The organism is Mycobacterium simulans (assembly GCF_900232995.1).
In the GTDB taxonomy this organism is placed as follows: Bacteria; Actinomycetota; Actinomycetes; order Mycobacteriales; family Mycobacteriaceae; genus Mycobacterium; species Mycobacterium simulans.
In genome coordinates this window covers 2,028,093-2,054,814 of record NZ_OCVX01000003.1, presented here as the reverse complement: position 1 = coordinate 2,054,814, position 26,722 = coordinate 2,028,093, and the positions used below count along the sequence as shown (strand labels likewise).

Here is a 26,722-nt window from a genome sequence, read left to right as displayed (position 1 = left end):
TCCATGAGCGAGCCGGCCAAGCTGGGAATCTTGGATCGGTTGCGGGCTCGGTGGGCCTGGCTGGATCACGTTATGCGCGCGTACCAGCGCTTCGGCAAGCAAAAGGGCACCTTCTTCGCGGCGGGACTCACTTACTACACAATCTTTGCGTTATTTCCTTTGCTGATGGTCGGTTTCGCGGCAGGCGGATACGTGTTGTCGCGGCGGCCGGAGCTGCTCAACACGATCGACGACCGGATCAGGTCCGTGGTGTCGGACGAGCTGGGGCAGCAGCTGGTCGATTTGATGAATTCGGCCATCGCCGCCCGCGCTTCGGTCGGGTTGATCGGCTTGGCCACCGCGGCGTGGGCGGGTCTGGGCTGGATGTGGCACCTCCGGGAAGCGTTGAGCGAGATGTGGGAGCAGCCGGCCGATCCCGCGGGTTACGTTCACACCAAGCTGTCCGATCTCGTCGCGATGCTGGGAACGTTCGTGGTGACCATGGCGACCGTCGCGTTGAGCGCTTTGGGCCAGGCAGCGCCGATGGCCGCTGTCCTGAGATGGCTGCAAATACCGGACTTTTCGGTGTTCGACGAGATCTTTCGGGGTGTTTCGGTGTTGGTGTCACTGCTCGTGTCGTGGCTACTGTTCACCTGGATGATCGCCCGGTTGCCACGGGAGTCGGTCGGGTTCATCACGTCCATGCGGGCCGGATTGATGGCGGCCGTCGGGTTCGAGTTGTTCAAGCAAGTGGGCTCGATCTACCTGCAAACAGTGCTACGTAGCCCGGCGGGCGCCGCTTTCGGGCCGGTGCTGGGCTTGATGGTGTTCGCGTTCGTCACCTGGTCACTGCTCCTGTTCGCCACCGCATGGGCCGCCACCGCATCCGAGGAAGACTCGCGCGCTAGACACGTCGAGCCGCCCGGGCCCGCGGTCATCAGCCCGCGCATACAGATCGACGAGGGCCTCAGCGCACGCCAGACGTTGACCGCCGCAGCCTTGGGAGCCCTTGGGGCATGGGCGTTTTCGAGGTTGATCCGCTGGCGTCGCTAGGACCGCCAGTCGCCGTTGGCCATGACGGTAGTTACCTGCAGATCACGGTCCAGCACAACAAGATTCGCGTCATAGCCGGCTCGCAGTTCGCCCGCCCGATCCAGCCCGAGAGCCCGCGCGGGTGTTGCCGAAGTCATCTGAACGGCGGCGAGCAGCGCCGCATCGCGGTCCACGCCTAGTCCGGCCACCAACCGAAATAGCTGATCCATGGTCGCGGTGCTGCCCGCGATGGTCGGCGTTCCGCGCACCCGTGCCACGCCCGACTCGACATCCACTGGCAACGTGCCAAGCCGGAACGCGCCGTCGCCGCAGCCCGCCGCGGCGATCGCGTCTGTTACCACGGCGACCCGGTGCGGCCCCACGAATTGGATCACGGCGTGCACCACATCGGGGTGGACATGCACGCCGTCGGCGATCAGTTCGACGGTCACCCGCGGGTCGGCTAGCAACGCCAGCGCAGGTCCTGGCGCACGGTGGTCCAGCGGCGGCATCGCGTTGAACAGATGGGTACCGACGCTGGCGCCCAGGGCGATGGCTCGTTGGGTCTGCTCATACGTAGCATCCGTATGCCCAACGGCCACAACCACACCCGCGTCAAGTAGGCGCCGGATCGCCTCGTCGCTGCCGGGGAGCTCGGGGGCCAGCGTGACCATCCGGACGGTGCCGTCGGCGGCGGTAAGAATGGCGTCGATCTCGGCGAGATCCGGAGCACGCATCCGGGTGTGGTCGTGTGCGCCGCACCGTGCCGGGCTCAGCCACGGTCCCTCCAGGTGGATGCCCGCGATGACGCCGCGCCGAGTCGCGTCGGCGAGGGCGCTCACCGCGGAAAGCAACTCCGCGGGGTCGGCGGTGACCAGACTGGCCAGCGTGGTGGTGGTGCCGTGCCGCAGGTGAAACGCGACGGACGCGGATACATCCGGAGCGTTCCCTTCTGTGAAGGACCCGCCGCCGCCCCCGTGTACGTGCATGTCGATAAATCCAGGCACCACAATGCAATCCGGCGCTTCGACATACGTTGTTTCGGAGGCCTGCCCGGGCGGCGTGCCGGCGCTGCAGGCCAGAATCTGGCGACCGGCGATCTGCAGCCATCCGGGTCGGCAAATCTGCCCGTTGATGACCGCGGTGCCGGCACGGATGATCATCAGGTCTTTGCCTCGGCCGGCCAACGGCCGCCGTTCTCCCAGAAATGCCGAATGTCCTCGAGCTGGCGGCCTTTGGTCTCTGGCGCGAATCGGTACACCACCACGAAGGCAATCACGGCGAAGGTGCCGAACAAGACGAAAACGCCTGCGCCGCCAAGGAAATGCAACATCGTGAGGAAGAATCCGGCAATGAGAGCGTTGGCCGTCAGGTTCGCGGTCAGCATCACGCTCGACCCCATCGACCGCAGCCGCGACGGAAAGCTCTCGCCGGCGTATACCCAGACCAGCGCGCCAAACCCGAAGCTGAACCCAACGATGAACAGCAGCACGCCGCCGAATCCGAATAGCAGCGCCATGCCGTGACCGAAGTCTCGGGCGAACACAAAGATCAGCACCGCATCGGCGACGATCATCAACGCGATGCCGCACAACAGGATCGGACGCCGGCCCAGCCGGTCGACCAGCAACAATGCGACGCACACCGCCGCCAAACCGGCGACCTGCACCATTGCCGGCAGCGCCAGCAGCGCGAAATTGCCTTGGAAGCCCATGGCCGCGAATAGCCGTGGGCTGTAGTAGATGATCGCGTTGATGCCGGTGATCTGGACGAGAAAGCCGAGCGCGATCACAAACATGCTGGCCCGCAGGTACGGCCGCCGCAGCATCTCCGACAAGCCGCCGGTACCTTCTTCGGTTATCGCGTCGGCGATTTCGGCCAGCTCGGCGTCGACGGTGGTCTCGGGCTCTACCCGCATCAGCGCCAGGCGGGCCTCGGCGACCCGGCCCTTGAGCAGGTACCAGCGTGCGGTGTCGGGCATTCGTAACAGCAACGGCAGCAACAGCGTCGCGGGCGCCGCGGCGAGCCCCAGCATCCACCGCCACTCCTGCCAGCCGGCCAGCAGGTAACCGGTCAGATAGCCGAGGATGATGCCGTTGACCGTCGCCACCTGATAGGCCGCCACCAACGATCCGCGCACGGCGGCCGGTGCCGACTCGGCGACGTACACCGGGACCACGACCACCGAGACACCGATGGTGACACCGAGCAGCAGCCGCGCCACCAACAGCATTGGCACCGAGACCGAGCACGCGCCCAGCAATGCGAAAACCGCGTAGCCGGCGGTGATCAAAACCATCGACTTCTTGCGCCCGATCGCGTTGGCCAGCACGCCGCCACCGAGTGCCCCAACGATCTGCCCGAATACCACCATCGTGGTTAGCAGTTCCTGTTGGCGCGTGGACAGGCTGAATTCCTTGGTGATGAATAGCAGCGCGCCCGCGATGCTGGACAGGTCGTAGCCGTAGATGACGCCGACGCTGGCGGCGGTGAGTCCGACCAGTAGTCCCCGCCGCGACGATCCGGTCAGCTGACCGGTACCCGGGCGCTCAACAATTCAAGGACGCGGTCGGGATCCTCGGGCGTGATGCATGGCTTGACACGGGCGCCCACGTCCAGAATCAGCAGGGTGCTTTTGCTTCCTCGCCGCAAGTCCAATGGGAACCAGTAGCGCGGGTCCGATGCCCCCCAGAACCGGCCCTTGCCGGAAATCCAGGTCATTGGCGCAGTCTTGACACCGCGGATGTCTGTGTAGGCGATCCGCTTGTGCCCGGCCAATGGAAAGTAATAGCGGCGGATGGCGATTCCGTGCTCGTCGAGCGTTAGGCCGGCGTCCTCGTACAGGGCTTCAGCTTCAGTCATCCCGCAGAGTCTAAAGCGTGGGCCTGCGATTCATCGAGCGCGCGACCATGATCAGTCCGAAAACGATGACGGTTCCGATAACGGCCACGCCCACCCGTATCGGCAGCGCATCGGCCGACGACATCAGGCCGGCGGCCTGGCTGGCGTTGGCCTGCCGATCGGTGGGGTTGCCCTTGGCCGGCTGCAACGACGGGTCGGGTTCGATCAGCGAACCGATCTGGGTGCCCTGGGCGGTGCTGAACCCGTAGTCCAACAGGTGTGCGGCCTGTTCCCACGGCGCGATCGGCTGGCGGGTCCCGTGCAACAGCACCGCCATCAGCCGCCGGCCATTGTGATTGGCCGCGCCCACGAACGTCTGCCCGGCGTCGTCGGTGTAACCGGTCTTGCCACCCATCGCGCCCGGGTAGTGGTAGAGCAACTGGTTGTCGTTCTCCAGCTCGTAGCCGGGATGGTCGCCGTGCCCCGGGAAATCGAACGTGCGGGTGGCGACGATGTCGGCGAAGACCGGGTTCTGCCACGCGTACCGGTAGAACAGGCCGATGTCGTAGGCCGAAGTGCTCATGCCCGGTCCGTCCAGACCCGACGGCGTCGCCACCCGGGTATCCCGACCACCCAGCTTGGCGGCGAGCACATTGAGCTTTTCCAGCGCCTGCTGCATACCGCCGAGCTGCATCGCCAGCGCGTGCGCGGCGTCATTGCCGGAGTGCATCAGCAGACCGTGCAGCAACTGATTGATGGTGTAGTTGCCGCCGGCGTTCACGCCGACCTTGGTGCCCTCTGCGGCCGCGTCGTCGTCGGTTCCGGCGACGGACTTGTTTTGGTTGAACGCGTTGATGGACGCCATCGCGACCAGAACCTTGATGATGCTGGCCGGGCGGTGACGGCCGTGCGGGTCCCGGGCGGCGATGACCGCGCCGCTGTCTAGATCTGCCACCAGCCAAGCCTCGGCGGAGATGTCGTTCGGCACCGGCGGGGTGTCGGGGGCGGCGATGATGCCGCAGCCGCCCAGCGCGTTGCCGCCGACCGGGGTGGGGGGCACCGCCAGCGGCAGCGGCGGTTCGCCGGCTGCGGGAACTTCCGACGAGTCCACGGCCGGTGGAGTGGTGATCTTGTAGCGGCAGTTGTCGGCGCCGCCGTTCGCCTCCGCGTTGGGCTCGGCGACGGCTAGCGGCGCACCCGGAGCGACCGGCCCAGCCGCCACGAAAACGGCTGCGGCCAGGCATGATGCGGCGCGCGAGAGGGACCGTAAACAGAGCATCGTGTGTGCAGAGTAGGGGATGGGTAGCGCGATCGTAGGTCGGCGCGCTGTGACTGATGGGACACAAGTTAATTTGACAGTGTCTAATATCTGTATGACACTGTCAGTTAGGCCATGGAAACACTGCTGACGCTCTCTGAATTCGCCGCCGCCGCCGCCAAGGCGGTCCAGGTGGCGGGCGTCGTGCCCGACAACCGTCAAGCCAAACCGATCCCGGCCGAACGAATGGTCCGCTACTACACGGCGCGGGGCCTGCTGCCTAGGCCAGGCACTCGCGGACGCGCCCTCACCTTTGGGCGAACGCACCTGCTGCGCCTGGTCGCCATCAAACGGCTGCAAGGACAAGGCCTGTCGCTGGACGAGATTGCCGAACGCCTGGACGCAATGGCGCCGGCGGAGGTGGAGTCGCTGGCCGCGATCCCGTCCAGCGCAATACCGCCCGCCCTGGGCGCCCCCGAGACCCCCGCTCCATCGCGTGCGGCCGGCCGGTTCTGGCGCGACCCGCCGGCCTCCAGCGCCGCTCCGTCCGTCGCCTCACCGGCCGTCACCAACCTTCAGGCGGTGCGGCTTTCCGACACTGTCACGTTACTGATCGACGGGAACTCGCTGCCTGCGCTGGACAGCTTGCGCCGCGCCGCCGCGCCGCTACTCGACCTCATTTCCAGTTCCCGGAAGGACGACCAATGAGTACGCAGTTATTGCCCCTCATCGCCGCCGAACCCGTCCAGCCTGCCGACAGGCCGACCTGTGGCGAGCTGAGTACTGCCGACGGGGTCCGGCTGCCGCTAAAGGCGCTGAGCGTCGACACCGCAATCGTCGGCATGACGGCAACGTCCACCGTGCGCCAGCGTTTCGCCAACACCGGGGACACGACCATCGAGGCCACCTACGTGTTCCCACTGCCGGCGCGTGCGGGTGTCACCGATTTCGTCGCGGACCTGGCGGGGCGGCGCGTGGTCGGCGTGCTGAAGGAGCGCGGCCAGGCCCGAGCCGACTACGAGCAGGCATTGGTGCAAGGGCAGCGCGCCGCGATCGTGGAGGAGGACCGCTCCGACGTGTTCTCGGTGCGGGTAGGCAACCTCGGGCCCGGTGAGGAAGCCACCATCGAGATGCGCCTGACGGGTCCGCTGTCGTTCGAGGACGGCGAGGCCACCTTCCGTTTCCCGCTCGTGGTCGGCCCGCGGTACACCACCGGAAGCCCCGTGCCTGGGGATCAGACCGGCTCCGGTTTGGCCGCCGACACCGACGCCGTGCCCGACGCGTCACGGGTGACCCCGCCTCGGCTTGAGGACGCAGACGAACGTCCCGATGTCGGGATCGCGCTGACTCTCGACGGCGGCGGCTTTGCCGTATCGAACCTGCGGGCGTCGTTACCAACCGCCGTTGCCGAAAACGACGGATTGACCCGGCTTCGGGTCGAGCCGGGCGCCCGCGCCGACCGCGACTTCGTGCTGCGCTTTCACGTTGACCGCCAACAACTTTCGTCGTCAGCGCTACTCGTCCCCGACGCGGAGGGTGATGAAGGCACCTGGTCGGTCACGTTGGTGCCGCCCGCGGAAACGTCCACCACGCCGCGCGATGTTGTGGTCGTGCTGGATCGGTCCGGGTCGATGCACGGCTGGAAGATGATCGCCGCACGACGAGCGGCGGGGCGGATCGTGGACATGCTCGACACCGTCGACCGGTTCGGCGTCCTTGCCTTCGACGACCGGATCGACACGGCCGCGACCCTGCCTGCCGGACTCGTCGAGGCCAACGACCGAAACCGGTTCGCCGCGTCGTCGTGGCTGGGTTCGCTGGAAAGCCGGGGTGGGACGGCGATGGCCGAACCGGTGCGCAAAGCCGTCCAGATGCTTGCCGCCTCCGGTGAAGACCGGCTTGCCAGCGTCGTTCTGGTGACCGATGGCCAGATCACCGGCGAGGACCACCTGTTGAAGACGCTGGCACCTGTGGTCGGGCGAACCCGGGTCTACTGCGTGGGCATCGACCGCGCCGTCAACGCGGGCTTCCTGGACCGGCTGGCACGCTTGGGCGCCGGACGTTGTGAGTTGGTCGAATCCGAGGAGCGCCTCGACGAGACGATGGCCAGGCTGGCGCGGACCATCGGGCGTCCAGCGTTGACCGACATTCGGGTGAGCGCCGAGGGGGCCGAGATTGTCGAGGGTACGGTCACCCCATGCCGGTCGCCCGATGCCTTCGCCGGCGTGCCGTGTGTGATCTCCGGGCGTTATCGGGGTCGGCCGGACTCGGTGACATTCCGCGTCGCGGCCGACGGGTCTTTCGGCGCCGCACTGGCGGCTCGCTTCTCGACGGAAGCCCTTGCTGTGCAAACGATTTGGGCACGCTCGGTAGTCCGCGACCTGGAGGACGAATACGCGTCCGGTTATCCCGACGAGGAGTTGGCCGCCCGGCTGGTCGAGCATTCCATCCGGTTCGGCGTGCTGTCCCGTTTCACCGCGTTCGTGGCCATTGACCCCGAAAGGACCGAGACCGGGCCGCTCACCGAGGTCGTGCAACCCGTCGAGACCCCCTCGGGTTGGACCCCGGCGGTGCGCTTCGCTGCGGCCGCACCGTTGGCGGTGGGCGGCAGGGCTGGGGCCGCCGTGCGCCCGGCTGGCGCTCAACCGGTGGTCAAGCGATCCCTCAAAGACCTGCTCAAGCTGGTGCAAGACGGGATCGCCGGCGATGAGCCAGGGCTGGCTGCGGTCTGGGCGGAGCTCGAGATGCATCGAGACGCGACCTCGGACCCCGCCCTGAGCGCCGCGCTCGCGGTGCTGTGCGACGTGCTCAACCGGTACCTGTGCAACTCGACCGAGGCGTTGGCTCAGCAGGTGATCGTGGCCGTCGACGCGGTAAAACGCCTTCTCCCCAAACGGCGATTCTGGAGGTAGTTACACGCCGGCGAGCACGCTGCGCAGGATCGCTTCGATGGTGTCGAACTCGGCCTGACCGCTGATCAACGGCGGGGCTATCTGGATGACCGAATCGCCGCGATCGTCGGGGCGGCAATACAACCCGGCCTCAAAGAGCGCCGAGGAGACGTGGCCGAGCAGCTTTGCGCGTTCGTAGTCGGTGAAGGTCTGCTTGGTCGTCTGGTCCTTGACCAATTCGATGCCGAAGAAAAACCCCTCGCCGCGGACATCGCCAACGATGGGCAGGTCATACAGCTTCTCCAGGGTGGCCCGCAGCGCGGGGGAGTGTTGTTTGACTCGATCGTTGAGGCCCTCGCGCTCGAAGATGTCGAGATTGGCCAGCGCGACGGCCGCCGACACCGGATGACCGCCGAACGTGTAGCCGTGACGGAACATCGTTTTGCCGTCGTTGAATGGATCGAACACGCGGTCGCTGGCGATCATCGCCCCCAAGGGCGAGTAGCCCGACGTCAACCCTTTGGCACAAGTGATCATGTCGGGCACGTAGCCGAAGTCGTCACAGGCGAACATCGACCCGATCCGGCCGAACGCACAGATCACCTCGTCGGAAACCAGCAGTACGTCGTACTCGTCGCAGATCTCTCGGACCCGCTCGAAATACCCGGGGGGCGGCGGATACGAGCCGCCAGCGTTTTGCACCGGTTCTAAGAACACCGCGGCGACGGTGTCGGGCCCTTCGAACTCGATCGCCTCGGCAATCCGGTCGGCGGCCCACTGCCCAAAGGCCTTGATGTCGGTATCAAACGGTGCAGGCGCGCGGTAGAAGTTCGTGTTGGGCACCCGGAAGCCGCCCGGCGTCACCGGCTCGAACGGTTGCTTGAACATCGGCAGCCCGGTGATCGCCAACGCGCCCTGGGTGGTGCCGTGGTAGGCGGTCGCGCGCGAAATGACCTTGTACTTGCCCGGTTTGCCGGTGAGCTTGAAGTACTGCTTGGCCACCTTCCATGCGGTTTCGACGGCCTCGGTGCCGCCGCTGGTGAAGAACACTCGGTTCAGGTCGCCGGGCGCATATCGGGCCAGGCGTTCGGCGAGCTCGATCGCCGGCGGGGTGGCATATCCCCACAACGGAAAGAACCCCAGCGTGCCGGCTTGCCGGGAGGCGGCCTCAGCCAGTTCGGTACGGCCGTGACCGACCTGCACCACGAACAGCCCGGACAGCGCGTCGAGGTAGCTCTTGCCGCGGTCGTCGAAGATGGTCACACCCTCACCGCGAGTGATGATTGGCGGCTTGATACCCGCGCCGTGCCGGGCGAAATGCAGCCAAAGGTTGTCAGTCATCGTGCCCGCGAGCCTAGCCGGGCTAGGCTCGATGCATGACCTCGACGCAGGTCGCCGAATTCGAGGAGCTGCGGCCACATCTCATGTCGGTCGCCTACCGGCTAACCGGCACGGTGGCCGATGCCGAAGACATCGTCCAGGAGGCCTGGCTGCGCTGGGACGGCGCCGACGCTGTGATCGAGGATCTGCGGGCCTGGCTGACCACCGTGGTGAGCCGCCTTGGCCTGGACCGGTTGCGGTCGGCGGCGCACCGGCGCGAGACCTACACCGGCAACTGGCTTCCCGAACCTGTCGTCACCGCTCTCGACACTGCCGATCCGCTATCCGCCGTGGTGGCGGCCGAGGACGCCCGGTTCGCGGCGATGGTGGTGCTGGAGCAACTTAGCCCCGATCAGCGGGTGGCGTTCGTGCTGCACGACGGGTTCGCCGTGCCGTTTGCCGAAGTCGCCGACGTATTGGGAACCAACGAGGCCGCCGCGCGGCAGCTTGCCTCGCGGGCCCGCAAGGCCTTGAAAGAGGGAGGCGCGGGGCCGACCCCAGAACCGGATCCCAGCCATAACGAGGTGGTCGGCAAGCTGATGGCCGCCATGGCCGCCGGTGACCTGGACGCGGTGGTGTCATTGTTGCACCCGGATGTGACCTTTACCGGCGATTCAAACGGCAAGGCGCCCACCGCAATTCAGGTCATCCTCGGGGCCGACAAGGTGGCCCGGTTCATCTTCGGTTTGGCCCGGCGTTATGGCCCGGCGTTCTTTACGGTCAGCCAGCTGGCACTGGTCAACGGCGAGCTGGGCGTCTACACCGAAGGTTCACCCGGCGTTGACGGGTATCGGCAGATGGCACCGCGGATCACCGCGATGACGGTGCGCGACGGAAAGGTTTGCGCCCTATGGGATATCGCGAACCCCGACAAGTTCACCGGCTCTCCGCTTCGAGCCAGGGCACCCGGCACGCATCACCGGAGTTGAAGCCCTGCTCGGTGACGCCGAGCGCGGTGTACATCCGGGCCCGCATGTTCTCCACTCCGATTTGGTAGGTCAGTTCGATGACGCCGGGGTCGCCGAAGCGGGCTCGCAGATCGGCGACCTGCTCATCGGTGACGGTATGCGGGTCGGTGGTCATCGCGTCGGCGTAGGAAATGGCGGCGCGCTCGTCCTCGGTGAAGCGAGGCGATGTCGCGTAGTTGTCGATCTCCTTCAAGCGCTCGATGTCGAGGCCGTCCAGGCGTTGCAGCATGGATCCGAAGTCCACGCACCAGGAGCAGCCGATCTTGCGTGCCGTCCACAACACGGCGAGCTCACGCACGCTGATGGGCAGCGTTCGCGACGCCCGTTGCAGCAGCGTCTCGTGCACCGCGTTGGCGACTAGCAGACGGGAATGATGCGCCGCGACGGTGAACGGCTCGGGGACCTCGCCGAAGCGACGCTTGGCGACCCGGTACATGATGCGGGTCAGCAGGCCGGCGCGCTTTGGGGGTAGGGGCTCAATTCGGGTTTTCTGTGTCATACCAGTCAGACGAGACAGCCCGCCAAACCGTGACGGGTCTCAAGAATCGACCAAGAATCCACCAAGGCCCACGTCGCAGGCTCGGGTAGTGGCAGATGAAACGTCGTCGTACTGGTCTTTCACGCAGATTCCGCGGCCTCAGGACATCCAGGATTGGGCGCACGCCGAGGTTCTGGTTGCCGATTCGCGTGTGGACCAGGGGAGTATCCGCGCCGCAGTCGATGCGGTCTTCGAAGCCAACCCCGCCCTTGGCGCCGTGTTCGAACCGCGCTGTGACCGCTGGATGGCTCGCCCCGGCGGCTCATGGACCTGGGCAGTGGAACCCCCGGGGGTCGCCGTCGCGGAGGTGATCGCGCGGCAACGCGCCTCTTTCGACATGCGCACCGGCAGGCTGTTCGCGGTGTCGTTGCTCCCCGGAGCGCCGGAACGGCTGGTGCTTACCGCCAGCCACCTCTGCGTGGACGGGCAGTCGTGGCAGACCGTGGTGGAGGACTTGATCACGGAGTACGACGAGGGTGCTTTGGCGCCCGAAGCCGCGTACCACGGCTAGAAATCGCGCCGAAGGCTCATCGGTGTGGTGGCGGGCAGATCACCGCCCGCAATCACCATTCGGGCGACCGAAGTCAAAGCATCAAACAGCGCCTCCAGTTCGCCGTCGTCGAGACCATCGAACGCATGCAGCGCCAGCGTGTCGGTGACGTTCTCGATCTGATCCTTGAAGTGGCGTCCGGCGGGTGTCAGCGATCCGTCGTCGCCGAGGAGGCCGCGGCGGGCCAGGCTTTGCTCGCAAGCGTGCCACTCGGCGTCGTCGTAGTGACGGATCCGCCGCAGGTAGTCCTGCGGCACGGCTGCGGACGCAGCGTGCAATACGTTCGACTCCCGCCCCGAGATACCCGCGGCAGCAAGGACCGCCACGTGACCGTCGCCGCGATGCTCACGCAGCAAAGTTGCCGCATGCCACAGCGCCGCCGCCGGATCCGACGGCCAAGGAAGGGCGAGGTTGGCGGCGAACAGTGGCCGGCCGTCCAGGGGCGCCCGCTGCGCCGCGCGAGCGGCCAATTGGGCTGCGGTGCACACATTTTCGTCGTCGGTGACACCGTATCGCCGCAGCGCCGCGACCGCGGATTCTTCCCGGGCCCGCAGCGCCAGCTGTGGCTCGGCGATCTCCCAGGCCGCCGGAAGGGCCTTGGCTACCCGCCCGTGGGCGAAGTTGTAAAACATCGCCGTCACGACCTCCGGGGGTACCTGGCCGAGCGGAGCGGACCGCGCGGCGAAGTAACCCATCCAGAACCCGCGGTAACCGAGGTTCTCGAGCGCCGCGCGCGCCTCCGGCGCGAAGTACGTCACGGCATGGATCGGCTCGAAGCGGTCGTAGAACTGGCGGGCCAGGTCGGGGGTGCGCTGCATGTCTGCAGAATCTAGCCCGGGGTGAACTCCACCGGTATCGCCGCCGGCGACCGGCACGCCCTGCCGACGATGCGCGGGGCGGGTGCGTTTGGGTCGAGCCGCAGGTCCGGCAACCGGTCGAGCAACGCGTTGAGCGCGACCGTTGTTTCCATTCGCGCCAGGTGCATGCCCAGGCACAGGTGCGGGCCGCCACCGAACGTCAGGTGCGCGACGTTTTTCCGGCTGGGATCGAAGCGGTCCGGGTCCGGATAGCGCCGGGGGTCGCGGTTGGCGGCCGCGACACTGACGTTGACGGTCGTTCCCGAGGGAATGGCGATGCCCCCGAGCTTGCAGTCGACGACGGCTCTGCGTACCACCGAGGTGATCGGCGGCTCCCAGCGCAAACCTTCCTCGATGGCACCGCGGACCATGCCGCGATTGGTTCGCACCGTGTCGAGTAGCGCCGGCTCGGACAGCAGGGCGACCAGCAGGTTGCCCGAGGACCGGTATGTCGTCTCCACCCCGGCAGGCAGGATGAGCAGCAGGAACGCGAAGATCTCGTCGTCGGTCAGCCGCGCGCCGTCGATCTCGGACTCCGCCAGCGTGCTGATCAAATCGTCCTGTGGGTTGCGTCGCCGGGCGGCAAGAACCTCCCCGAAGTACTCCTTCAACGACGCGGAGGCGGCTATCCCACGATCCCAGTCGTAAACCACGTTGAGCAGCTCGATCGAAAGTCGTTGGAAGCGAGGGTAATCCGCGCGCGGCAGTCCCATCATGCGGGCGATCACCTGCACCGGGAACGCGAAGGTGAACTCGCGAACCAGCTCGGCTCGCCCACGCGCCGCGAATCTGTCGATGAGCTCATGCACCACCACCTCCACCAGCTCGCTGCGCCAGCGCTCGAGCAGCGCGGCCCGGAACGACGGCGACACCAGGGCACGGCTGGCCCGGTGCTCGGCTCCCTCGAGCTCGAGCAGGGTGCGGCCCATGACAGGGCCCATGATCCGGTCGTAGATCGACGAGGAAAACGTATCCGGATGGGTGAGCACCGTCTGGCACTCGTCGTATCCGAGCACCGTCACCCCAGCCACGCCCAGTGTCTGTCCAGCGGTTTCCGTGAATGGGTTGCCCAGCATTACCGGGTGGCGCGCGCGTGCGTCGCGCAGCCGGTCGTGCACGTTCTCGACCTGCATGAGCAGCCCGATATCCGGGCTGGTCACGATGCGCCCGCCCGGATCGTCTCGGTGTCTCGTCCGGATCGAAGGACGGTGCCGGGCGTTGCCCCGGTGGCCACACCGTCGCGGCAGACCTCGACGCCGCCGACCCACACGCACGTGATCCCGTGGGCGTCGGCGACCAACCGTGGGGCGCCGGCGGGCAGGTCGTAGCGGGTGCGCTCGGGCCCGTGGTCGATGGTCGCCGGGTCGAACAACACCAAGTCGGCGTGCCAGCCGGGCGCGATCCGGCCGCGGTCCGTCAGCCCGTAGAGGCGGGCCGGCACGTCGGTGATCAGCCGTACGGCCTCTTCGAGCGTCACCACTTTGTGCTTGCGGACACCGTGGCCGAGCAGCGACGTGGGGTAGATCGCGCCGCACATCATGTCGAGGTGGGCGCCGGCGTCCGAGCCGCCGATCACGGCATGCGGGTGGTGCCACACGTCGGCCCGCAGCCGCCAGTCGGCGGCTTCGTCGCCGGCCAGCGGCGGGCTGAGTCCGGTCCGCAGCTCGTCGGCGATGACGATGTCGAGCAGCGTGTCGAACGGCGCGCCGCCGCGCGCGGCGGCGACGTCACCGACGCTGCGGCCGGTCGCATCAGCGTTCTCGGGGGCGAAGGTCTCGACGAGGCTCAGCCGCTCCCACTGCGCCAGACCGCGCAGCATCCCCGCCTCCTTCGAGGCGGCACCCTCGGCGAGGCGTCGTCGTACCTCGGTGTCGGCCAACGCCTTGAGTCGTTCGGGCGCCGGCAGGTGCATGGTGTCGCGCCAACCCGGCAGCCCGTCGAGCACGAACCCGGACAGGAACGAGAGCCGGATCTTCATGGCGTGCGGCAGCGTGAGCGCGACGACGCGGGCGCCGCGTTGCGCGGCGACTTCCGAGGCGCGCAGCTGCTTTTGGTGCCCGGCCGGATTCGCGGCCGACACACCCAGCAGGTTCCAGTTGAGCGGCCGGTCGGCGGCCAGCGACAGGTCGGTGAGCAGCGCGACCTCGTCGTCGGTGAAGCCCGCCAGACAACCGGGGATGATCGCCTCGAGCGTGGTGCCCGGATGGTCGCCGACGGCGGTCGCCAGCGCCACCAATTCCTGCCGTGACGCGCTGCGCGACGGCACCGGGTGGCCGGCGCCGTCGTTATGGGTCGGTGACTGCGACGTCGACAGCCCCAGCGCGCCCGCGTCCAAGGCCTCGTGCAGCACCGCGACCATCCGCTCGATCTGCTCGGGCGTGGCCTCGCCACCGACCGCGGCGCTGCCCATCGCCGCCAGCCGGACCGCCGAATGGCCCACCAGGAAGCCGGCGTTGACGGCGATGCGGCCTTCGAACCGGTTCAGCCAGTCGCCGAACGACGACCACTGCCAGTCCAGACCGGCCCGCAGCGCGTCCAGCGGCATGCCTTCGACCCGCGCCAGCATCCGGGTGAGGTAGTCCTGTTGGTCGACCGCCGGCGCCAGCGTGAAGCCGCAATTGCCGCCGAAGACGGTGGTGACACCGTGCTCCAGCGACGGACTCGCGGTCGGGTCCCAGAACAGCTGAGCGTCGTAGTGCGTGTGCAGGTCGACGAAACCCGGCGCCAGCGTCAGCCCGTGTGCGTCGACCGTCTGCGTCGCCGGGTCATCGACGTGACCGACCGCGACGATCCGCCGCTGGCTGACACCGACGTCGCCACGGCGGGCGGGCGCACCGGTGCCGTCGACAATTTCGGCATCACGGATGAGTAGGTCCAGCATGGCAGCCCCCTACGTGTTAGCCAGCCATCCGTTGTCCGGCAGCTGGTGACGAAACAGCATCGCGGCGTTGCGGTGGGTAATCCGAGCGGCGTCCTCCGCCGAAAGGCCCGCGACGTTGCGCGCGACCACCTGCTGGGTGTCGGGCCAGCTGGAGTCGGCATGCGGGTAGTCGCTTTCGACGAGGATGCGCTCGGCGCCGATCGCGTCCAGCGCACCGAATGCGTGCGGGTCGTCGATCGAGCAGAACCAGAAGTTGCGCCGCAGCACCTCGCTGGGCAGCAGGTCGCCCTTCCAAGACCCGCCCTCGCGGCCCGAAGCGGAGTGTGCGAGAACGTAATTGGCCCGATCACCGAGCATCGCCGCCCAGCCGAGCCCGCCTTCGGCCAGCGTGATGTTCAGTCGGGGGAAGCGCACCGGAATGCCGGACCAGAGCATGTCCGCGCAGGCGACCAGGCCGTTCACCGGAAACAACGTGGTGATCGTCTCAAAGGGGGCATCCGGGGCGGGAATTGGCGCCCACTGGGCGGACCCGGTGTGCAGGCACACCACGGTGTCGGTCTCCTCGCAGGCGGCGAAGAACGGGTCCCACACCCCGGTGTGCAGGCTGGGCAGGCCGCATTGGGCGGGCAGCTCGGGGAAGCTCACCGCTTTGAAGCCGCGGGCTGCGTTGCGGCGCACCTCTTCAGCCGCGAGCCGAGGGTCGGCCAGCCACGGCAGCTGCAGCGGAATGATCCGCTCGGGAAAACTGCCGGCCCACACCTCGAGATGCCAGTCGTTCCAGGCGCGCAGCACCGCCAGCCCCAGCTCCGGGTCATCGCTCTTCCAGAACACGGTCCCGGCGAACCCGGCAATCAGAGACGGGAAGTTCAGCGAAGCCCAGATGCCGGCCAGATCCATGTCGACGATCCGGGCGTTGATGTCCCAGCAGCCGCGCCGCATCTCGTCGAAGCGGGCAGCCTCCATGCTCCATTCCTCGAGTGGCCGCCCGACCACGGCGTTGAGCCCAACGTTGGGGTATTCGCGGCCCTCGTAACGCCAAACCTGGCGTCCGTCATCGGTTTCCACGATCCGCGGCGCCCGTTCGGCCAAGGCCGCCGGCAGCCGGCCGGTGAACATGTCGGGTGGCTCGATGACGTGGTCGTCGACCGAGATCAGGATGTGCTGTCGTTCCCGCGGCGCAGGATCAGGCAGCAATGCCATACCTGTCGACTATCGTCCGATTTCGGCGGGTGTCAATCCCTTTTAGGGCTATTAATGCTATCTATGCAAAGATCGGTTCTTCGAGTGTGCGGTCTCGGCTTTCGTTGTGCGTCCAGGGCGTGGATTTGACCGAAATTTCGCCCTGAGAGCACACCCGAAGCCCCTAGCCCACACCAGAAAGTGAGCTAGCAGGGCGCGCTCTGTCGAACGAAGCCGCGAGGTTGAGTGAACGCCCGGACGCCCTCGAGGCCGAGTTCGCGGCCAATACCGGATTGGCCGACGCCGCCGAATGGCACCCGTGGGTCCTGTGCCGCCATGCCATGGCAGTTGACGCTAACCGTGCCGGCGACGAGCTGGGTGGCGACGCGGTCGGCGAGCGCGTCGTCACCGGTCCAGATCGAGGCGGTCAGGCCGAACTCGGTCGCGTTGGCGGCCTTGACGGCGTCGTCGACGGTGTCGTAGCCGAAAATCGGCAGCACCGGGCCGAACTGCTCCTCGGTGGCCAGCGGCGAGTCGGGCGCCAGATCCGTGACGACGGTCGGCAGCGCGAAGTACCCGCCGCCGTCGGCGTCCGCCTCGCGGACCCGCCCGGCCGTGCGCACCGACGCCCCGCGCGCTGCGGCGTCGGCGACCAATGCGGCTACCCGGTCGCGCCCCGCGGCGGTGTGCAACGGGCCGAGGGTGGTCTCCTCGGCGAGGCCGTCGCCGACCACCTCGCGCTCGCAGCGGGCGAGCAGCGCCTCGGCCAGCTCGCCGACCCGATCCCTGGGGGCATAGAGCCGCTTGATCGCCATGCAGACCTGGCCGCCCGTCGTATACGTCGCCGTCGCCAGCCGCTCGACCAGCTCGTCGCTGACGGTGATGTCGGGCCCGATGATCGCGGCGTCGTTGCCGCCCAGCTCAAGCAACACCGGGGTGAGCCGGGGGGCGGCCGCGGCCATGACCGCACGCCCGGTGGCGACGCCGCCGGTCAGCGAGATGACGTCGATGCCCGGATGGGCGACCAATGCTTGACCGAGTTCGCTGCCCGGGCTGGCGAGCATGTTGACCACCCCCGGCGGCAGTGCGGCGGCGAACGCCGCGCCAAGCTGCAATGCGGCCAGCGGACAGGTCGGCGGCACCTTGACGATCGTGGTGTTGCCGGCGACCAGAGCCGAGGTCAGCTTCGTCGCCGTTAGCGACAGTGGCCAGTTGAACGGGAGCACGACCGCGGCCACCCCGAACGGCTCGCGGTGCAGCCGGGGGTAGGGCGACTGGGGGTCGATCCGTTCCGGCGCTAGCGCCGCCTCCGCCATCGACCCGATCAGTGCCGCCAAGGCCGGGCCGGTGTTGATCTCGAATTCTGCCTCGGCGAGCACCTTTCCGTGCTCGCGGGTGTACAGCCGCGCGCCGTCGCCGCCCGCGAGTTCCTGGGCGGCCGCGGTAGCCGCGGTCGCGACGGCGGCGACTCGCTCGGCGACGGGGAGCGCGCGCCACCCTGGCAATGCGTGCCGCGCCGCCCGCGCCGCGGCGTCGAGCTGGCCTCGGTCGGCGGCCGGCGCGTGGCCGACGATCTCGGCCGGTCGAGCCGGATTGTGGACGGGGTAGCTCCCCGCGGCGCCGGGCTGCGGTTCGCCGCCGATCGTGAGCAACGCATCCGTCATCGTCCAGCTCCTTGACCTACTGCGGTCCTGCGGCCATGGTAGGTCGATATGAAGGCCGTCGTGCTGCGCGAGGCCGGGAAGCCCCCTGCGGCCGAGGAACTGACGCTGCGGCCGCTCGCCCGCCACGAGGTCCGGGTGCGGCTGGGGGCCAGCGGCGTGTGCCACACCGACCTGTCGATACGCGACGGTCTGATACCGACCTTGCTGCCGTGTGCGCTCGGCCACGAGGGCGCCGGGATCGTCACCGAGGTGGGCGACGCCGTCACCACCGTCGCCCCGGGTGACCACGTCGTGCTGACGTGGAACGTGCCGTGCCGGCGCTGCCCGCACTGCCTGCGCGGCGAAGTCGAACTGTGCCCGCACGGCCTCAAGCACGCCTTCGGTGAGCCCTATGCCCAGAGCGCTACCGGCCCAGTGTGGCCGGAGATGGGCGCCGGCACACTGGCGGAGCAGACACTACTGCCGGCCGCGGCGGTAGTCCCGGTGAATCCGTCGCTGCCGCTCGACCACGCGGCGCTGCTGGCGTGCGGGGTCACCACCGGGGTCGGCGCGGTCGTGCGTACCGCCGGCGTCCGTCCGGGCGAGAGCGTGCTGGTGGTCGGCTGTGGCGGTGTGGGTCTGGCGGCGATCCAAGGCGCCCGGCTGGCCGGCGCGGCGCGGATCATCGCCGCCGACCGGGTGGCCGGGCAGCTTCCGGCCGCCGCGGCCAACGGCGCGACCGACACGATCGACGTCGGCGACGTCGACCTCGCCACTGCTGTCCGCGACCTCACCGGCGGCGTCGGGGTCGATCACGGGATCGAGGTCGTCGGCAAGCCCGACACGATCCGGGCGACGTACGACGCCACCCGCCGGGGCGGCACCGTCACGTTGGTTGGTGCTGCCGGTATCTCCGAGACGGTGACCCTCCCGGCGTTGTCGTTGATGGCCCACGGCAAGCAGATTCGGGGCAGCGTCTATGGCGCGAGCGACCCCGCACGCGACATCCCGGTGCTCGCGGAACTCGCCGTGCGCGGTCGGCTCGACATCGAGGCGCTCGTGACGCGGCGGATCGGGATCGACGACGTCGAGGCGGCGTTCACCGATATGGCCGCAGGGCGGGGAGCGCGTAGCGTGGTCTGCTTCAGCGACACCCCGTGAAAGGACGCCGAGCAGACACAAAATCGCCCTGGACCGAACGTTCCAGGGCGATTTTGCGTCTGCTCGGCGGAAAACTCAGCGCGAGAACATGATTGCGCGTTTGACCTCTTGGATCGCCTTCGTCACCTCAATGCCCCGCGGACAGCTTTCGGTGCAGTTGAACGTGGTCCGGCAGCGCCATACGCCGTCGACCTCGTTGAGGATGTCGAGGCGTTCGGCGGCCGCCTCGTCGCGGCTGTCGAAGATGAAGCGGTGCGCGTTGACGATCGCGGCCGGGCCGAAGTAGCTGCCCTCGTACCAAAACACCGGGCAACTGGTGGTACAGCACGCGCACAGGATGCACTTGGTGGTGTCGTCGTAGCGGGCGCGATCGGTCGGGCTCTGGATCCGTTCCCGGGTGGGCGGGTTACCGCTGGTGATCAGGTAGGGCTTCACCGCGCGGTAGGCGTCGAAGAACGGCTCCATGTCGACCACCAGGTCTTTTTCCACTGGCAGCCCGCGGATCGGCTCGACGGTAATGGTCAGGTTCTTGCCCGGCTTTTTCGGTAGCAGGTCGCGCATCAGCACCTTGCACGCCAGCCGGTTCACCCCGTTGATCCGCATGGCGTCGGAACCACAGACTCCGTGGGCGCAGGAGCGTCGGAAGGTCAGCGTCCCGTCCAGGTAGCCCTTGATGTAGATCAGCAGGTTGAGCAACCGGTCGCTGGGCAGGCAGGGCACCCGAAAGCTCTGCCAGCCACCGGTTGCCGCGAACGCGTCGGGGTTGTCGGGGTTGAACCGCGCGATCTTGACGGTAACCATCACGGCGCCCTCCGGTACCGGCGGCAGGGGCGGGTCCAAAGTTTCGACGTCGGTCATCAGTACTTCCGCTCCTTGGGTTCGTAGCGGGTCTGCACGACGGGTTTGAAGTCCAGTCGGATGTCGCTGAGCAGGTCGGTGCCTTCCTTGTATGCCATGGTGTGGCGCATGTAGTTGACGTCGTCGCGGTTGGGATAGTCCTCCCGGGCATGGCCGCCGCGGGATTCCTTGCGGTTCAACGCACCTACCACGGTGACTTCGGCCAGCTCCAGCAAGAAGCCCAACTCGATGGCCTCCAGCAGGTCGCTGTTGAAGCGTTTTCCCTTGTCGTGCACGGTGATTCGGGAATACCGCTCCTTCAGAGCGTGGATATCCGTCAACGCCTGCTTCAGGGTCTCCTCGGTGCGGAACACCGCGGCGTTGTTGTCCATCGTCTGCTGCAGGGCGCCGCGGATGTCGGCGACGCGCTCGTTGCCGTGTTCGGACAGGATGTCGCTCACCCAGCCGACGACCATCGCCGACGGGTCCGGCGGCATGTCGGTGAAGTCGTGGCCCCGTGCGTAGTTGGCGGCGGCGATGCCGGCGCGGCGGCCGAACACGTTGATGTCCAGCAGCGAATTGGTGCCCAGCCGGTTGGCGCCGTGCACCGACACGCAGGCGCATTCGCCGGCCGCATACAGGCCGGGGACGGTGTTGGTGCTGTCGCGCAGTACCTGTCCGGTGACCGTGGTCGGGATGCCGCCCATCAGGTAGTGACACGTCGGATAGACCGGCACCAGCTCGGTGACCGGGTCCACGCCGAGGTAGGTGCGGGCGAACTCGGTGATGTCGGGCAGCTTGGCCTCCAGCACGTCCTCGCCGAGGTGACGGACGTCGATGTAGACGTAGTCCTTGAGCGGTCCGGCGCCGCGGCCCTCCAGAACTTCCAGCACCATCGAGCGGGCGACGATGTCGCGGGGCGCCAGGTCGACGATCGTCGGGGCGTAGCGCTCCATGAAGCGCTCGCCTTCGCCGTTGAGCAGCCGGCCACCCTCGCCGCGCACGGCCTCGGAGATCAAGATGCCCAGGCCGGCCAGGCCGGTCGGGTGGAATTGGTGAAACTCCATGTCCTCCAACGGAAGTCCCTTGCGGAACACGATGCCGATGCCGTCGCCGGTCAGCGTGTGCGCATTGGAGGTGGTCTTGTACATCCGGCCGGAGCCGCCGGTGGCGAGCACGATGGCCTTGGCGTGGAAGACGTGGATTTCACCGGTCGCCAGCTCATAGGCCACCACCCCGGTGGCCACCGGGCCGGTCGGGGTTTGCGTCAAGGCCAGGTCGAGCGCGTAGAACTCGTTGAAGAACTCCACGTCGTGCTTCACGCAGTTCTGGTAGAGCGTCTGCAGGATCATGTGGCCGGTGCGGTCGGCCGCGTAGCAGGCGCGGCGCACCGGGGCCTTGCCGTGGTCGCGGGTGTGCCCGCCGAACCGGCGCTGGTCGATGCGGCCCTCGGGGGTGCGGTTGAACGGCATGCCCATCTTCTCGAGGTCGAGCACCGCGTCGATGGCTTCCTTGCACATGATCTCCACCGCGTCCTGGTCGGCGAGGTAGTCGCCGCCCTTGACGGTGTCGAACGTGTGCCATTCCCAGTTGTCGTCCTCGACGTTGGCCAGCGCGGCGCACATGCCGCCCTGGGCGGCTCCGGTGTGGCTGCGGGTGGGGTAGAGCTTGGTCAGCACCGCGGTACGCACCCGCGGACCTGCCTCTACCGCCGCGCGCATTCCGGCACCGCCAGCGCCGACGATCACCACGTCGTATCGGTGTTGCTGGATCACCGGTCCCCTCTCAAGAGATGTTCGGGTTGAACGTGACCAAGATGTAGGTGCCCAGCATCAGCGTGAACGTCATCGACACCGCCAGCAGCGCGTTCAGCCAGAATCGGGTGATGTTCTTGCGGCTGTAGTCGTCGATGATGGTACGGATGCCATTGCCGCCGTGCAGTTGCGCCAGCCACAACAGCAGCAGGTCCCAGGTCTGCCAGAACGGCGATGCCCAGCGTTGCGCCACGAAGTTGAAGTCGAGGCGGTATACGCCGGTGTCCCACATCAGCATGATGAACAGGTGGCCGATTGCCAGGAATATCAGCACGATTCCGGAGAACCGCATGAACAGCCAGGCGAATTTCTCGAAGTTGGGGATGCCGGCGCGGCGCCGCGGCGACCGCGGGTTGTCCAGGCTGGCGGGGCGATCGTAACTGCGCTGTTTGACCGGGGCGATTTGGCCGCGTGTCAGCTGTAGGTCGGGACTGCTCATCGGAAGTGCTCCCACATGTGGACACCAATTACGACCCCTGCCATAACCAACAGGATCAGGAACACGACGCCGATAATCCACAGCATCAGCCGCTGGTAGCGCGGGCCCTCCGACCAGAAGTCGATCAGAATGACCCGAATCCCGTTCAGCCCGTGGAAAAGCACCGCAGCCACCAGGCCGTATTCCATTAGCCCGACGATCGGTGTCTTGTAGGTCGCCAACACCGCGTTGTAGGTCTGCGGGCTCACCCGCAGCATCGCGGCGTCCAGGACATGGACAAACAGGAAGAAGAAAATTGTCGCGCCGCTGATGCGGTGTAGCACCCATGACCACATACCGGGATCGCCCCGATAGAGGGTACGAGGTGGTCGCCGCTTGCGTTGTGATCCGGGTGATCCGGCAGCAGTTGCCGGATCCGCGGTTGTCGTCGTTGTCCTCACCCCTTCAAAACCACCGTCAAAACGCCAAAATAAACAGCTTTGGCCGGGCAATCGAGCTTAACTTGACCAGGTTGCGGGTGGTACCGAACAGTCGGATCGAAAGGCGTGTGTCTTATAACGACAATAGCGGAGTTAGGGTGGGCTTTCTTGAGCCGCGTCGCCGTTGAGCAGGGGTTGCGGAATGCCTGACATTGATTGGAAGATGCTGCGGGACACGGCAATCCAGGCCGCGGCTGGAGCATATGCGCCGTATTCGCGGTTCCCGGTGGGTGCGGCGGCATTGGTCGACGATGGCCGCATTGTCAGCGGATGCAATGTGGAGAATGTCTCATATGGCCTGGGTCTATGCGCGGAGTGCAGTGTGGTGTGCGCCCTGCATTCGACCGGTGGCGGCCGGCTGGTGGCGCTCGCGTGTGTCACCGGGAGCGGCTCGCTGCTCATGCCCTGCGGGCGATGTCGTCAGGTATTGCTCGAGCACGGCGGCACCGAGCTGCTGATTGACCATCCGGCCGCGCCCCGCCCGCTCGGCGATCTGCTTCCGGATGCCTTCGGGCCCGGCGATCTGGCTAAGGAACTTTCTTGAGCGACTTCGCATTCGACGCGCCGACAGTGATTCGGACCAAACGCGACGGGGGCCGGCTCTCCGACGCCGCCATCGACTGGATCATCGGGTCCTACACCGACGGCAAGGTTGCCGATGCACAGATGGCGGCCCTGTTGATGGCGATTGTGTGGCGCGGCATGGACCGCGGCGAGATCGCCAGGTGGACCGAGGCGATGCTCACTTCCGGTGAGCTGCTGGACTTCACCGATCTGCGCTCGGGCGGTAAGCCATTGGCGACGGTGGACAAGCACTCCACCGGCGGGGTCGGGGACAAAACCACGCTGGCCTTGGTGCCGATCGTCGCCGCCTGTGGCGGGGCCGTGCCAAAGGCATCCGGTCGTGGACTGGGCCATACCGGCGGCACCTTGGACAAGCTGGAATCCATCGCGGGCTTCACCACGGACTTGCCCAATCAGCGGGTCCGCGAACAATTGTGTGACATCGGTGCGGCGATCTTCGCCGCCGGACAGCTGGCAACGGCCGACAAGAAGCTGTATGCACTGCGCGATATCACCGCGACGGTCGAATCCTTGCCGTTGATCGCCAGTTCAGTGATGAGCAAGAAGCTGGCCGAAGGGGTCGGCGGGTTGGTGCTCGACGTGAAGGTCGGCGCCGGGGCGCTGATGGAGTCGGAGACACAGTGCCGCGAACTGGCGCACACCATGGTCGAGCTGGGCGCGGCCCATGGGGTGCCCACCCATGCGCTGCTGACGGACATGAACTGCCCGCTGGGCGCGACCGTCGGCAATGCACTCGAGGTTGCCGAGTCCATGGAGGTGCTCGCCGGTGGTGGGCCGCCCGACCTGGTCGAGCTGACGTTGCGGTTAGCCGAGGAGATGCTCGCGCTGGCCGGGATCGACGGTCTCGATCCCGCCCAGACACTGCGGGACGGCACCGCGATGGACCGATTCCGCCAGCTGGTCGCCGCCCAGGGAGGTGATTTGTCGGTACCGCTACCGGTCGCCGCGCATTCGGAGAGGGTCATCTCCTACCGGAGCGGCACAATGGGCACCATCGACGCGATGGCAGTGGGGTTGACAGCCTGGCGGCTGGGCGCGGGCAGATCGCGCCCGGGTGAACAGATCCAAGCCGGCGCCGGTGTCAGGATCCACCGACGTCCCGGGGAGCCGGTCGCGGCCGGTGAGCCGTTATTCACGCTGTACACCGATACCCCGGAACGCTTCGGCGCGGCGATGGCCGAGCTGGAGGGCGCCTGGAGTGTCGAGGACACACCACCGCAGGCCCGGCCACTGATCATCGATCGGATTGCTTGATGACCAACCCGCTGAACTTGCAGACGATCAAGCAAGCGCCCAAGGCGCTGCTGCACGATCACCTCGACGGCGGGCTGCGCCCGGCGACCGTGCTCGACATAGCCGGCCAAGTCGGCTACGACGGGCTGCCGGCGACCGACGTCGAGGCGCTGGCGAACTGGTTCCGAACCCGGTCGCACAGTGGCTCGCTGGAGCGCTATCTCGAACCTTTCTCGCACACCGTGGCGGTAATGCAGACTCCGGAGGCGTTATACCGCGTCGCCTATGAGTGCGTGCAAGACCTAGCCGCCGATTCGGTGGTGTATGCCGAGGTGCGCTTCGCCCCCGAGTTGCATATCGACCGCGGGCTGTCGTTCGACGAAGTCGTCGATACCGTGTTGACCGGGTTCGCCGCCGGCGAGAAGGCTTGTGCCGCCGAAGGCAGTCCGATCAAGGTGCGCTGTTTGGTCACCGCGATGCGGCACGCCGCGGTGTCTCGCGAGATCGCCGCGCTGGCGATCCGATTCCGAGACAAGGGGGTAGTCGGATTCGACATCGCCGGCGCCGAAGCCGGACATCCGCCGACTCGGCACCTGGACGCTTTTGAGTACATGCGGGATAACAACGCGCGCTTCACAATTCATGCTGGCGAGGCGTTTGGGTTGCCGTCCATCCATGAGGCGATCGCGTTTTGCGGTGCCGACCGGCTGGGCCATGGGGTGCGGATTACCGACGATATTGACGTAGCTGCCGACGGTGGTGTCACGTTGGGCAGGCTGGCATCCATCCTGCGGGACAAGCGAATTCCGCTGGAGTTGTGCCCCAGCTCGAACGTGCAGACGGGAGCCGTCGCGAGCATCGCCGACCACCCGTTCGATCTGCTGGCCCGGACGCGATTTCGGGTGACCGTCAACACCGACAACAGGCTGATCAGTGACACGACGATGAGCCTCGAAATGCATCGTCTGGTAGAAGCTTTCGGATACGGCTGGAGTGATCTCGAGCGGTTCACCATCAACGCGATGAAGTCGGCGTTCATTCCATTCGATGAGCGGCTGGCGATCATCGACGAGGTGATCAAGCCGCGGTACGCGGTGCTGATCGGGTAGCGCAGATGCCGACGCAGAGACCCCTCGGACTGAACGGTTTTAACGAGCTAACCGACCGCCAGCGCATGGCGCTGCTGTTCGGCGTGTGCTCGTCGACCGGTTGGGCGCGGCATTCCGTTGACGATTTTCGCGGTCGCCACGGCGCTGCAACGGAATCCCGAGGCGGTCGCCGCTTTTCGCGAGCTCGGCCATGAAATCGCCTGCCATGGTTTGCGGTGGATTTCCTACCAGCGGATCGATCGGGATACCGAGCGTGCGCACCTAGAGCTCGCGGTGCGGATCCACCGAGAGCTCACCGGCGCAGCGCCGCGTGGTTGGTACACCGGCCGCGACTCGCCGCACACCCGCGAGCTGGTTGTCGAGCACGGCGGCTTCCTCTATGACTCCGACTCCTACGCCGACGACTTGCGCCCTATTGGGTGCGTGTGCACGACGCCGACCACCTCGTCGTGCCGTACGCGCTCGATACCAATGACATGCGATTCGCTTCTCCGGCAGGATTTTCCAACGGCGATGACTTTTGGCGCACCTTCGCGACGCGTTCGACGTGCTCTACGCCGAGGGCTCCGACGGCAGCCCCAAGATGCTGTCCGTTGGTCTGCACTGTCGGCTGGCCGGCCGCCCGGCGCGGGTCGCGTCGCCGCAGCGCTTCCTCGACTACGTGCAGTCGCATGATCGGGTGCGGCTGGCCAGGCGCGTCGAGATCGCCGAACACTGGCGTGCCGTTCATCCGGCCTAGGGTCCGCCAGGCCGGTCGCAGAACGCCACACACAATGCCCAAGCGGGAATGGACACCCATTGCAGTTGCCCATCCGCCTGGCGCTCGCAATATATTGGGCCGGGGTTCCCCCATAGTTTCGCGCCTTCCGGCGAGCATGGTTTACCGATATCGGTATCGGCATGCGCCGCGCTGCTTCCGATGAGGACCGCGATCGGAGCGACCGCCGTCATGATCGCCAAGCCGACGAACCTCCGTGCGTTCATGATCCACGCCTTCCTGTAGCAACAGCGCCAAACGACAGACTTGACGATACAAGGAAACGTGATGGAGCAGGAGGGCATGTAAGT

General features: G+C 67.0%; 23 protein-coding genes and 3 pseudogenes. 10 read left to right on the top strand and 16 right to left on the bottom strand.

Annotation, left to right across the window (positions count from 1 at the left end; translation table 11 throughout):
• Positions 1–3: 3 nt before the first annotated feature.
• A pseudogene (yhjD, locus tag MSIMFI_RS09955) lies at positions 4–867 on the top strand (inner membrane protein YhjD); the annotation flags it as partial.
• 161 nt (positions 868–1,028) lie between these two features.
• Here yhjD and nagA read toward each other — a convergent pair.
• From nagA to MSIMFI_RS09935, 4 genes are read right to left on the bottom strand one after another with little or no spacing between them, the layout of a single operon-like run.
• Complete coding sequence (nagA, locus tag MSIMFI_RS09950; RefSeq protein ID WP_191497078.1) at positions 1,029–2,174, bottom strand: N-acetylglucosamine-6-phosphate deacetylase; 1,146 nt, start codon at positions 2,172–2,174, stop codon at positions 1,029–1,031.
• Positions 2,174–3,568 (bottom strand): sugar porter family MFS transporter, encoded by a 1,395-nt coding sequence (locus MSIMFI_RS09945; RefSeq protein ID WP_224770252.1) that lies wholly within the window; start codon positions 3,566–3,568, stop codon positions 2,174–2,176. The genes nagA and MSIMFI_RS09945 overlap by 1 nt, the downstream gene beginning before the upstream one ends.
• Positions 3,538–3,873, bottom strand: coding sequence for a hypothetical protein (locus MSIMFI_RS09940; RefSeq protein ID WP_191497077.1), 336 nt, complete (start codon positions 3,871–3,873; stop codon positions 3,538–3,540). The genes MSIMFI_RS09945 and MSIMFI_RS09940 overlap by 31 nt, the downstream gene beginning before the upstream one ends.
• A 10-nt stretch (positions 3,874–3,883) precedes the next feature.
• Positions 3,884–5,131: a D-alanyl-D-alanine carboxypeptidase family protein gene (locus MSIMFI_RS09935; protein ID WP_191497076.1), complete on the bottom strand. Its 1,248-nt coding sequence runs from the start codon at positions 5,129–5,131 to the stop codon at positions 3,884–3,886.
• Positions 5,132–5,245: 114 nt separating this feature from the next.
• Between MSIMFI_RS09935 and MSIMFI_RS09930 the strand changes: the two genes are divergently transcribed.
• Together MSIMFI_RS09930 and MSIMFI_RS09925 are read left to right on the top strand one after the other, a co-directional pair.
• The gene (locus MSIMFI_RS09930; RefSeq protein WP_191497075.1) at positions 5,246–5,818 is read left to right on the top strand and encodes a helix-turn-helix domain-containing protein; all 573 of its coding nucleotides are present in this window, start codon (positions 5,246–5,248) and stop codon (positions 5,816–5,818) included.
• Positions 5,815–8,022 (top strand): VIT domain-containing protein, encoded by a 2,208-nt coding sequence (locus tag MSIMFI_RS09925; RefSeq protein WP_191497074.1) that lies wholly within the window; start codon positions 5,815–5,817, stop codon positions 8,020–8,022. Before MSIMFI_RS09930 ends, MSIMFI_RS09925 begins: the two co-directional genes overlap by 4 nt.
• On the opposite strand, the gene MSIMFI_RS09920 is transcribed toward MSIMFI_RS09925, so the two are convergent.
• Positions 8,023–9,342, bottom strand: a complete 1,320-nt coding sequence (locus MSIMFI_RS09920) for an aspartate aminotransferase family protein (RefSeq protein WP_191497073.1) — start codon at positions 9,340–9,342, stop codon at positions 8,023–8,025. It abuts the gene before it with no gap.
• Positions 9,343–9,377: 35 nt separating this feature from the next.
• Between MSIMFI_RS09920 and MSIMFI_RS09915 the strand changes: the two genes are divergently transcribed.
• Entirely contained in the window at positions 9,378–10,310 is a 933-nt protein-coding gene (locus MSIMFI_RS09915; RefSeq protein WP_186241876.1) for a sigma-70 family RNA polymerase sigma factor, read from the top strand.
• On the opposite strand, the pseudogene MSIMFI_RS09910 reads toward MSIMFI_RS09915, so the two are convergent.
• A pseudogene (locus MSIMFI_RS09910) lies at positions 10,258–10,881 on the bottom strand (carboxymuconolactone decarboxylase family protein); the annotation flags it as partial. The gene MSIMFI_RS09915 and the pseudogene MSIMFI_RS09910 sit on opposite strands and share 53 nt — an antisense overlap.
• A 55-nt stretch (positions 10,882–10,936) precedes the next feature.
• Here MSIMFI_RS09910 and MSIMFI_RS27985 point away from each other — a divergent pair.
• Positions 10,937–11,398: a condensation domain-containing protein gene (locus MSIMFI_RS27985; protein WP_224770137.1), complete on the top strand. Its 462-nt coding sequence runs from the start codon at positions 10,937–10,939 to the stop codon at positions 11,396–11,398.
• On the opposite strand, the gene MSIMFI_RS09900 is transcribed toward MSIMFI_RS27985, so the two are convergent.
• The 5 genes from MSIMFI_RS09900 to MSIMFI_RS09880 all read right to left on the bottom strand — a co-directional run bounded on the left by MSIMFI_RS09900 (position 11,395) and on the right by MSIMFI_RS09880 (position 18,018).
• Positions 11,395–12,255: an SCO6745 family protein gene (locus MSIMFI_RS09900; protein WP_191497072.1), complete on the bottom strand. Its 861-nt coding sequence runs from the start codon at positions 12,253–12,255 to the stop codon at positions 11,395–11,397. The two genes, MSIMFI_RS27985 and MSIMFI_RS09900, sit on opposite strands and share 4 nt — an antisense overlap.
• Before the next feature lie 11 nt (positions 12,256–12,266).
• A complete protein-coding gene (locus tag MSIMFI_RS09895) occupies positions 12,267–13,427 on the bottom strand; it encodes a cytochrome P450 (RefSeq protein WP_191498111.1) in 1,161 nt (386 codons plus the stop codon).
• 23 nt (positions 13,428–13,450) lie between these two features.
• Positions 13,451–15,175, bottom strand: a complete 1,725-nt coding sequence (locus MSIMFI_RS09890) for an N-acyl-D-amino-acid deacylase family protein (RefSeq protein WP_191497071.1) — start codon at positions 15,173–15,175, stop codon at positions 13,451–13,453.
• 9 nt (positions 15,176–15,184) lie between these two features.
• On the bottom strand, positions 15,185–16,375 hold the full coding sequence (locus MSIMFI_RS09885) for an amidohydrolase family protein (RefSeq protein WP_186241880.1): 1,191 nt from the start codon (positions 16,373–16,375) through the stop codon (positions 15,185–15,187).
• 185 nt (positions 16,376–16,560) lie between these two features.
• Positions 16,561–18,018, bottom strand: a complete 1,458-nt coding sequence (locus tag MSIMFI_RS09880) for an aldehyde dehydrogenase family protein (protein WP_191497070.1) — start codon at positions 18,016–18,018, stop codon at positions 16,561–16,563.
• Between the two features lie 48 nt (positions 18,019–18,066).
• Between MSIMFI_RS09880 and MSIMFI_RS09875 the strand changes: the two genes are divergently transcribed.
• Positions 18,067–19,158 carry a zinc-binding dehydrogenase gene (locus tag MSIMFI_RS09875; RefSeq protein ID WP_191497069.1) on the top strand — a complete coding sequence of 364 codons (1,092 nt, stop codon included), beginning with the start codon at positions 18,067–18,069 and terminating at the stop codon, positions 19,156–19,158.
• 75 nt (positions 19,159–19,233) lie between these two features.
• Here the strand turns inward: MSIMFI_RS09875 and MSIMFI_RS09870 are convergent, their stop codons facing one another.
• Genes MSIMFI_RS09870 through sdhC form a run of 4 tightly spaced genes read right to left on the bottom strand, consistent with a single transcriptional unit; the run spans position 19,234 to position 22,583 of the window.
• Positions 19,234–20,016: a succinate dehydrogenase iron-sulfur subunit gene (locus tag MSIMFI_RS09870; protein ID WP_191497068.1), complete on the bottom strand. Its 783-nt coding sequence runs from the start codon at positions 20,014–20,016 to the stop codon at positions 19,234–19,236.
• Complete coding sequence (gene sdhA / locus MSIMFI_RS09865; protein ID WP_191497067.1) at positions 20,016–21,770, bottom strand: succinate dehydrogenase flavoprotein subunit; 1,755 nt, start codon at positions 21,768–21,770, stop codon at positions 20,016–20,018. The genes MSIMFI_RS09870 and sdhA overlap by 1 nt, the downstream gene beginning before the upstream one ends.
• A 10-nt stretch (positions 21,771–21,780) precedes the next feature.
• Positions 21,781–22,248, bottom strand: a complete 468-nt coding sequence (locus tag MSIMFI_RS09860) for a succinate dehydrogenase hydrophobic membrane anchor subunit (RefSeq protein WP_191497066.1) — start codon at positions 22,246–22,248, stop codon at positions 21,781–21,783.
• Positions 22,245–22,583, bottom strand: coding sequence for a succinate dehydrogenase, cytochrome b556 subunit (gene sdhC / locus MSIMFI_RS09855; RefSeq protein ID WP_260860965.1), 339 nt, complete (start codon positions 22,581–22,583; stop codon positions 22,245–22,247). Before sdhC ends, MSIMFI_RS09860 begins: the two co-directional genes overlap by 4 nt.
• A 286-nt stretch (positions 22,584–22,869) precedes the next feature.
• Between sdhC and MSIMFI_RS09850 the strand changes: the two genes are divergently transcribed.
• The 4 genes and pseudogenes from MSIMFI_RS09850 to MSIMFI_RS09835 form a co-directional block, all read left to right on the top strand.
• Positions 22,870–23,271, top strand: a complete 402-nt coding sequence (locus MSIMFI_RS09850; RefSeq protein WP_186241887.1) for a cytidine deaminase — start codon at positions 22,870–22,872, stop codon at positions 23,269–23,271.
• A complete protein-coding gene (locus MSIMFI_RS09845; protein WP_191497065.1) occupies positions 23,268–24,566 on the top strand; it encodes a thymidine phosphorylase in 1,299 nt (432 codons plus the stop codon). Before MSIMFI_RS09850 ends, MSIMFI_RS09845 begins: the two co-directional genes overlap by 4 nt.
• Positions 24,566–25,654 (top strand): adenosine deaminase, encoded by a 1,089-nt coding sequence (locus tag MSIMFI_RS09840; protein ID WP_186241889.1) that lies wholly within the window; start codon positions 24,566–24,568, stop codon positions 25,652–25,654. Before MSIMFI_RS09845 ends, MSIMFI_RS09840 begins: the two co-directional genes overlap by 1 nt.
• A 105-nt stretch (positions 25,655–25,759) precedes the next feature.
• Positions 25,760–26,393 (top strand): annotated as a pseudogene (locus tag MSIMFI_RS09835) (polysaccharide deacetylase family protein); the annotation flags it as partial.
• Here the strand turns inward: MSIMFI_RS09835 and MSIMFI_RS09830 are convergent.
• Positions 26,390–26,638 (bottom strand): hypothetical protein, encoded by a 249-nt coding sequence (locus MSIMFI_RS09830; RefSeq protein ID WP_186241897.1) that lies wholly within the window; start codon positions 26,636–26,638, stop codon positions 26,390–26,392. The pseudogene MSIMFI_RS09835 and the gene MSIMFI_RS09830 sit on opposite strands and share 4 nt — an antisense overlap.
• Positions 26,639–26,722: the final 84 nt, after the last annotated feature.

What these genes read in the sequence shown, in the direction of transcription:
- nagA (WP_191497078.1), bottom strand. Translation starts at nt 2,174, where the DNA reads ATGATCATCCGTGCCGGCACCGCGGTCATCAACGGGCAGATTTGCCGA.
- MSIMFI_RS09940 (WP_191497077.1), bottom strand. Translation starts at nt 3,873, where the DNA reads ATGACTGAAGCTGAAGCCCTGTACGAGGACGCCGGCCTAACGCTCGAC.
- MSIMFI_RS09935 (WP_191497076.1), bottom strand. Translation starts at nt 5,131, where the DNA reads ATGCTCTGTTTACGGTCCCTCTCGCGCGCCGCATCATGCCTGGCCGCA.
- MSIMFI_RS09930 (WP_191497075.1), top strand. Translation starts at nt 5,246, where the DNA reads ATGGAAACACTGCTGACGCTCTCTGAATTCGCCGCCGCCGCCGCCAAG.
- MSIMFI_RS09925 (WP_191497074.1), top strand. Translation starts at nt 5,815, where the DNA reads ATGAGTACGCAGTTATTGCCCCTCATCGCCGCCGAACCCGTCCAGCCT.
- MSIMFI_RS09920 (WP_191497073.1), bottom strand. Translation starts at nt 9,342, where the DNA reads ATGACTGACAACCTTTGGCTGCATTTCGCCCGGCACGGCGCGGGTATC.
- MSIMFI_RS09915 (WP_186241876.1), top strand. Translation starts at nt 9,378, where the DNA reads ATGACCTCGACGCAGGTCGCCGAATTCGAGGAGCTGCGGCCACATCTC.
- MSIMFI_RS09900 (WP_191497072.1), bottom strand. Translation starts at nt 12,255, where the DNA reads ATGCAGCGCACCCCCGACCTGGCCCGCCAGTTCTACGACCGCTTCGAG.
- MSIMFI_RS09895 (WP_191498111.1), bottom strand. Translation starts at nt 13,427, where the DNA reads ATGCAGGTCGAGAACGTGCACGACCGGCTGCGCGACGCACGCGCGCGC.
- MSIMFI_RS09890 (WP_191497071.1), bottom strand. Translation starts at nt 15,175, where the DNA reads ATGCTGGACCTACTCATCCGTGATGCCGAAATTGTCGACGGCACCGGT.
- MSIMFI_RS09885 (WP_186241880.1), bottom strand. Translation starts at nt 16,375, where the DNA reads ATGGCATTGCTGCCTGATCCTGCGCCGCGGGAACGACAGCACATCCTG.
- MSIMFI_RS09880 (WP_191497070.1), bottom strand. Translation starts at nt 18,018, where the DNA reads ATGACGGATGCGTTGCTCACGATCGGCGGCGAACCGCAGCCCGGCGCC.
- MSIMFI_RS09875 (WP_191497069.1), top strand. Translation starts at nt 18,067, where the DNA reads ATGAAGGCCGTCGTGCTGCGCGAGGCCGGGAAGCCCCCTGCGGCCGAG.
- MSIMFI_RS09870 (WP_191497068.1), bottom strand. Translation starts at nt 20,016, where the DNA reads ATGACCGACGTCGAAACTTTGGACCCGCCCCTGCCGCCGGTACCGGAG.
- MSIMFI_RS09860 (WP_191497066.1), bottom strand. Translation starts at nt 22,248, where the DNA reads ATGAGCAGTCCCGACCTACAGCTGACACGCGGCCAAATCGCCCCGGTC.
- sdhC (WP_260860965.1), bottom strand. Translation starts at nt 22,583, where the DNA reads ATGTGGTCATGGGTGCTACACCGCATCAGCGGCGCGACAATTTTCTTC.
- MSIMFI_RS09850 (WP_186241887.1), top strand. Translation starts at nt 22,870, where the DNA reads ATGCCTGACATTGATTGGAAGATGCTGCGGGACACGGCAATCCAGGCC.
- MSIMFI_RS09840 (WP_186241889.1), top strand. Translation starts at nt 24,566, where the DNA reads ATGACCAACCCGCTGAACTTGCAGACGATCAAGCAAGCGCCCAAGGCG.
- MSIMFI_RS09830 (WP_186241897.1), bottom strand. Translation starts at nt 26,638, where the DNA reads ATGAACGCACGGAGGTTCGTCGGCTTGGCGATCATGACGGCGGTCGCT.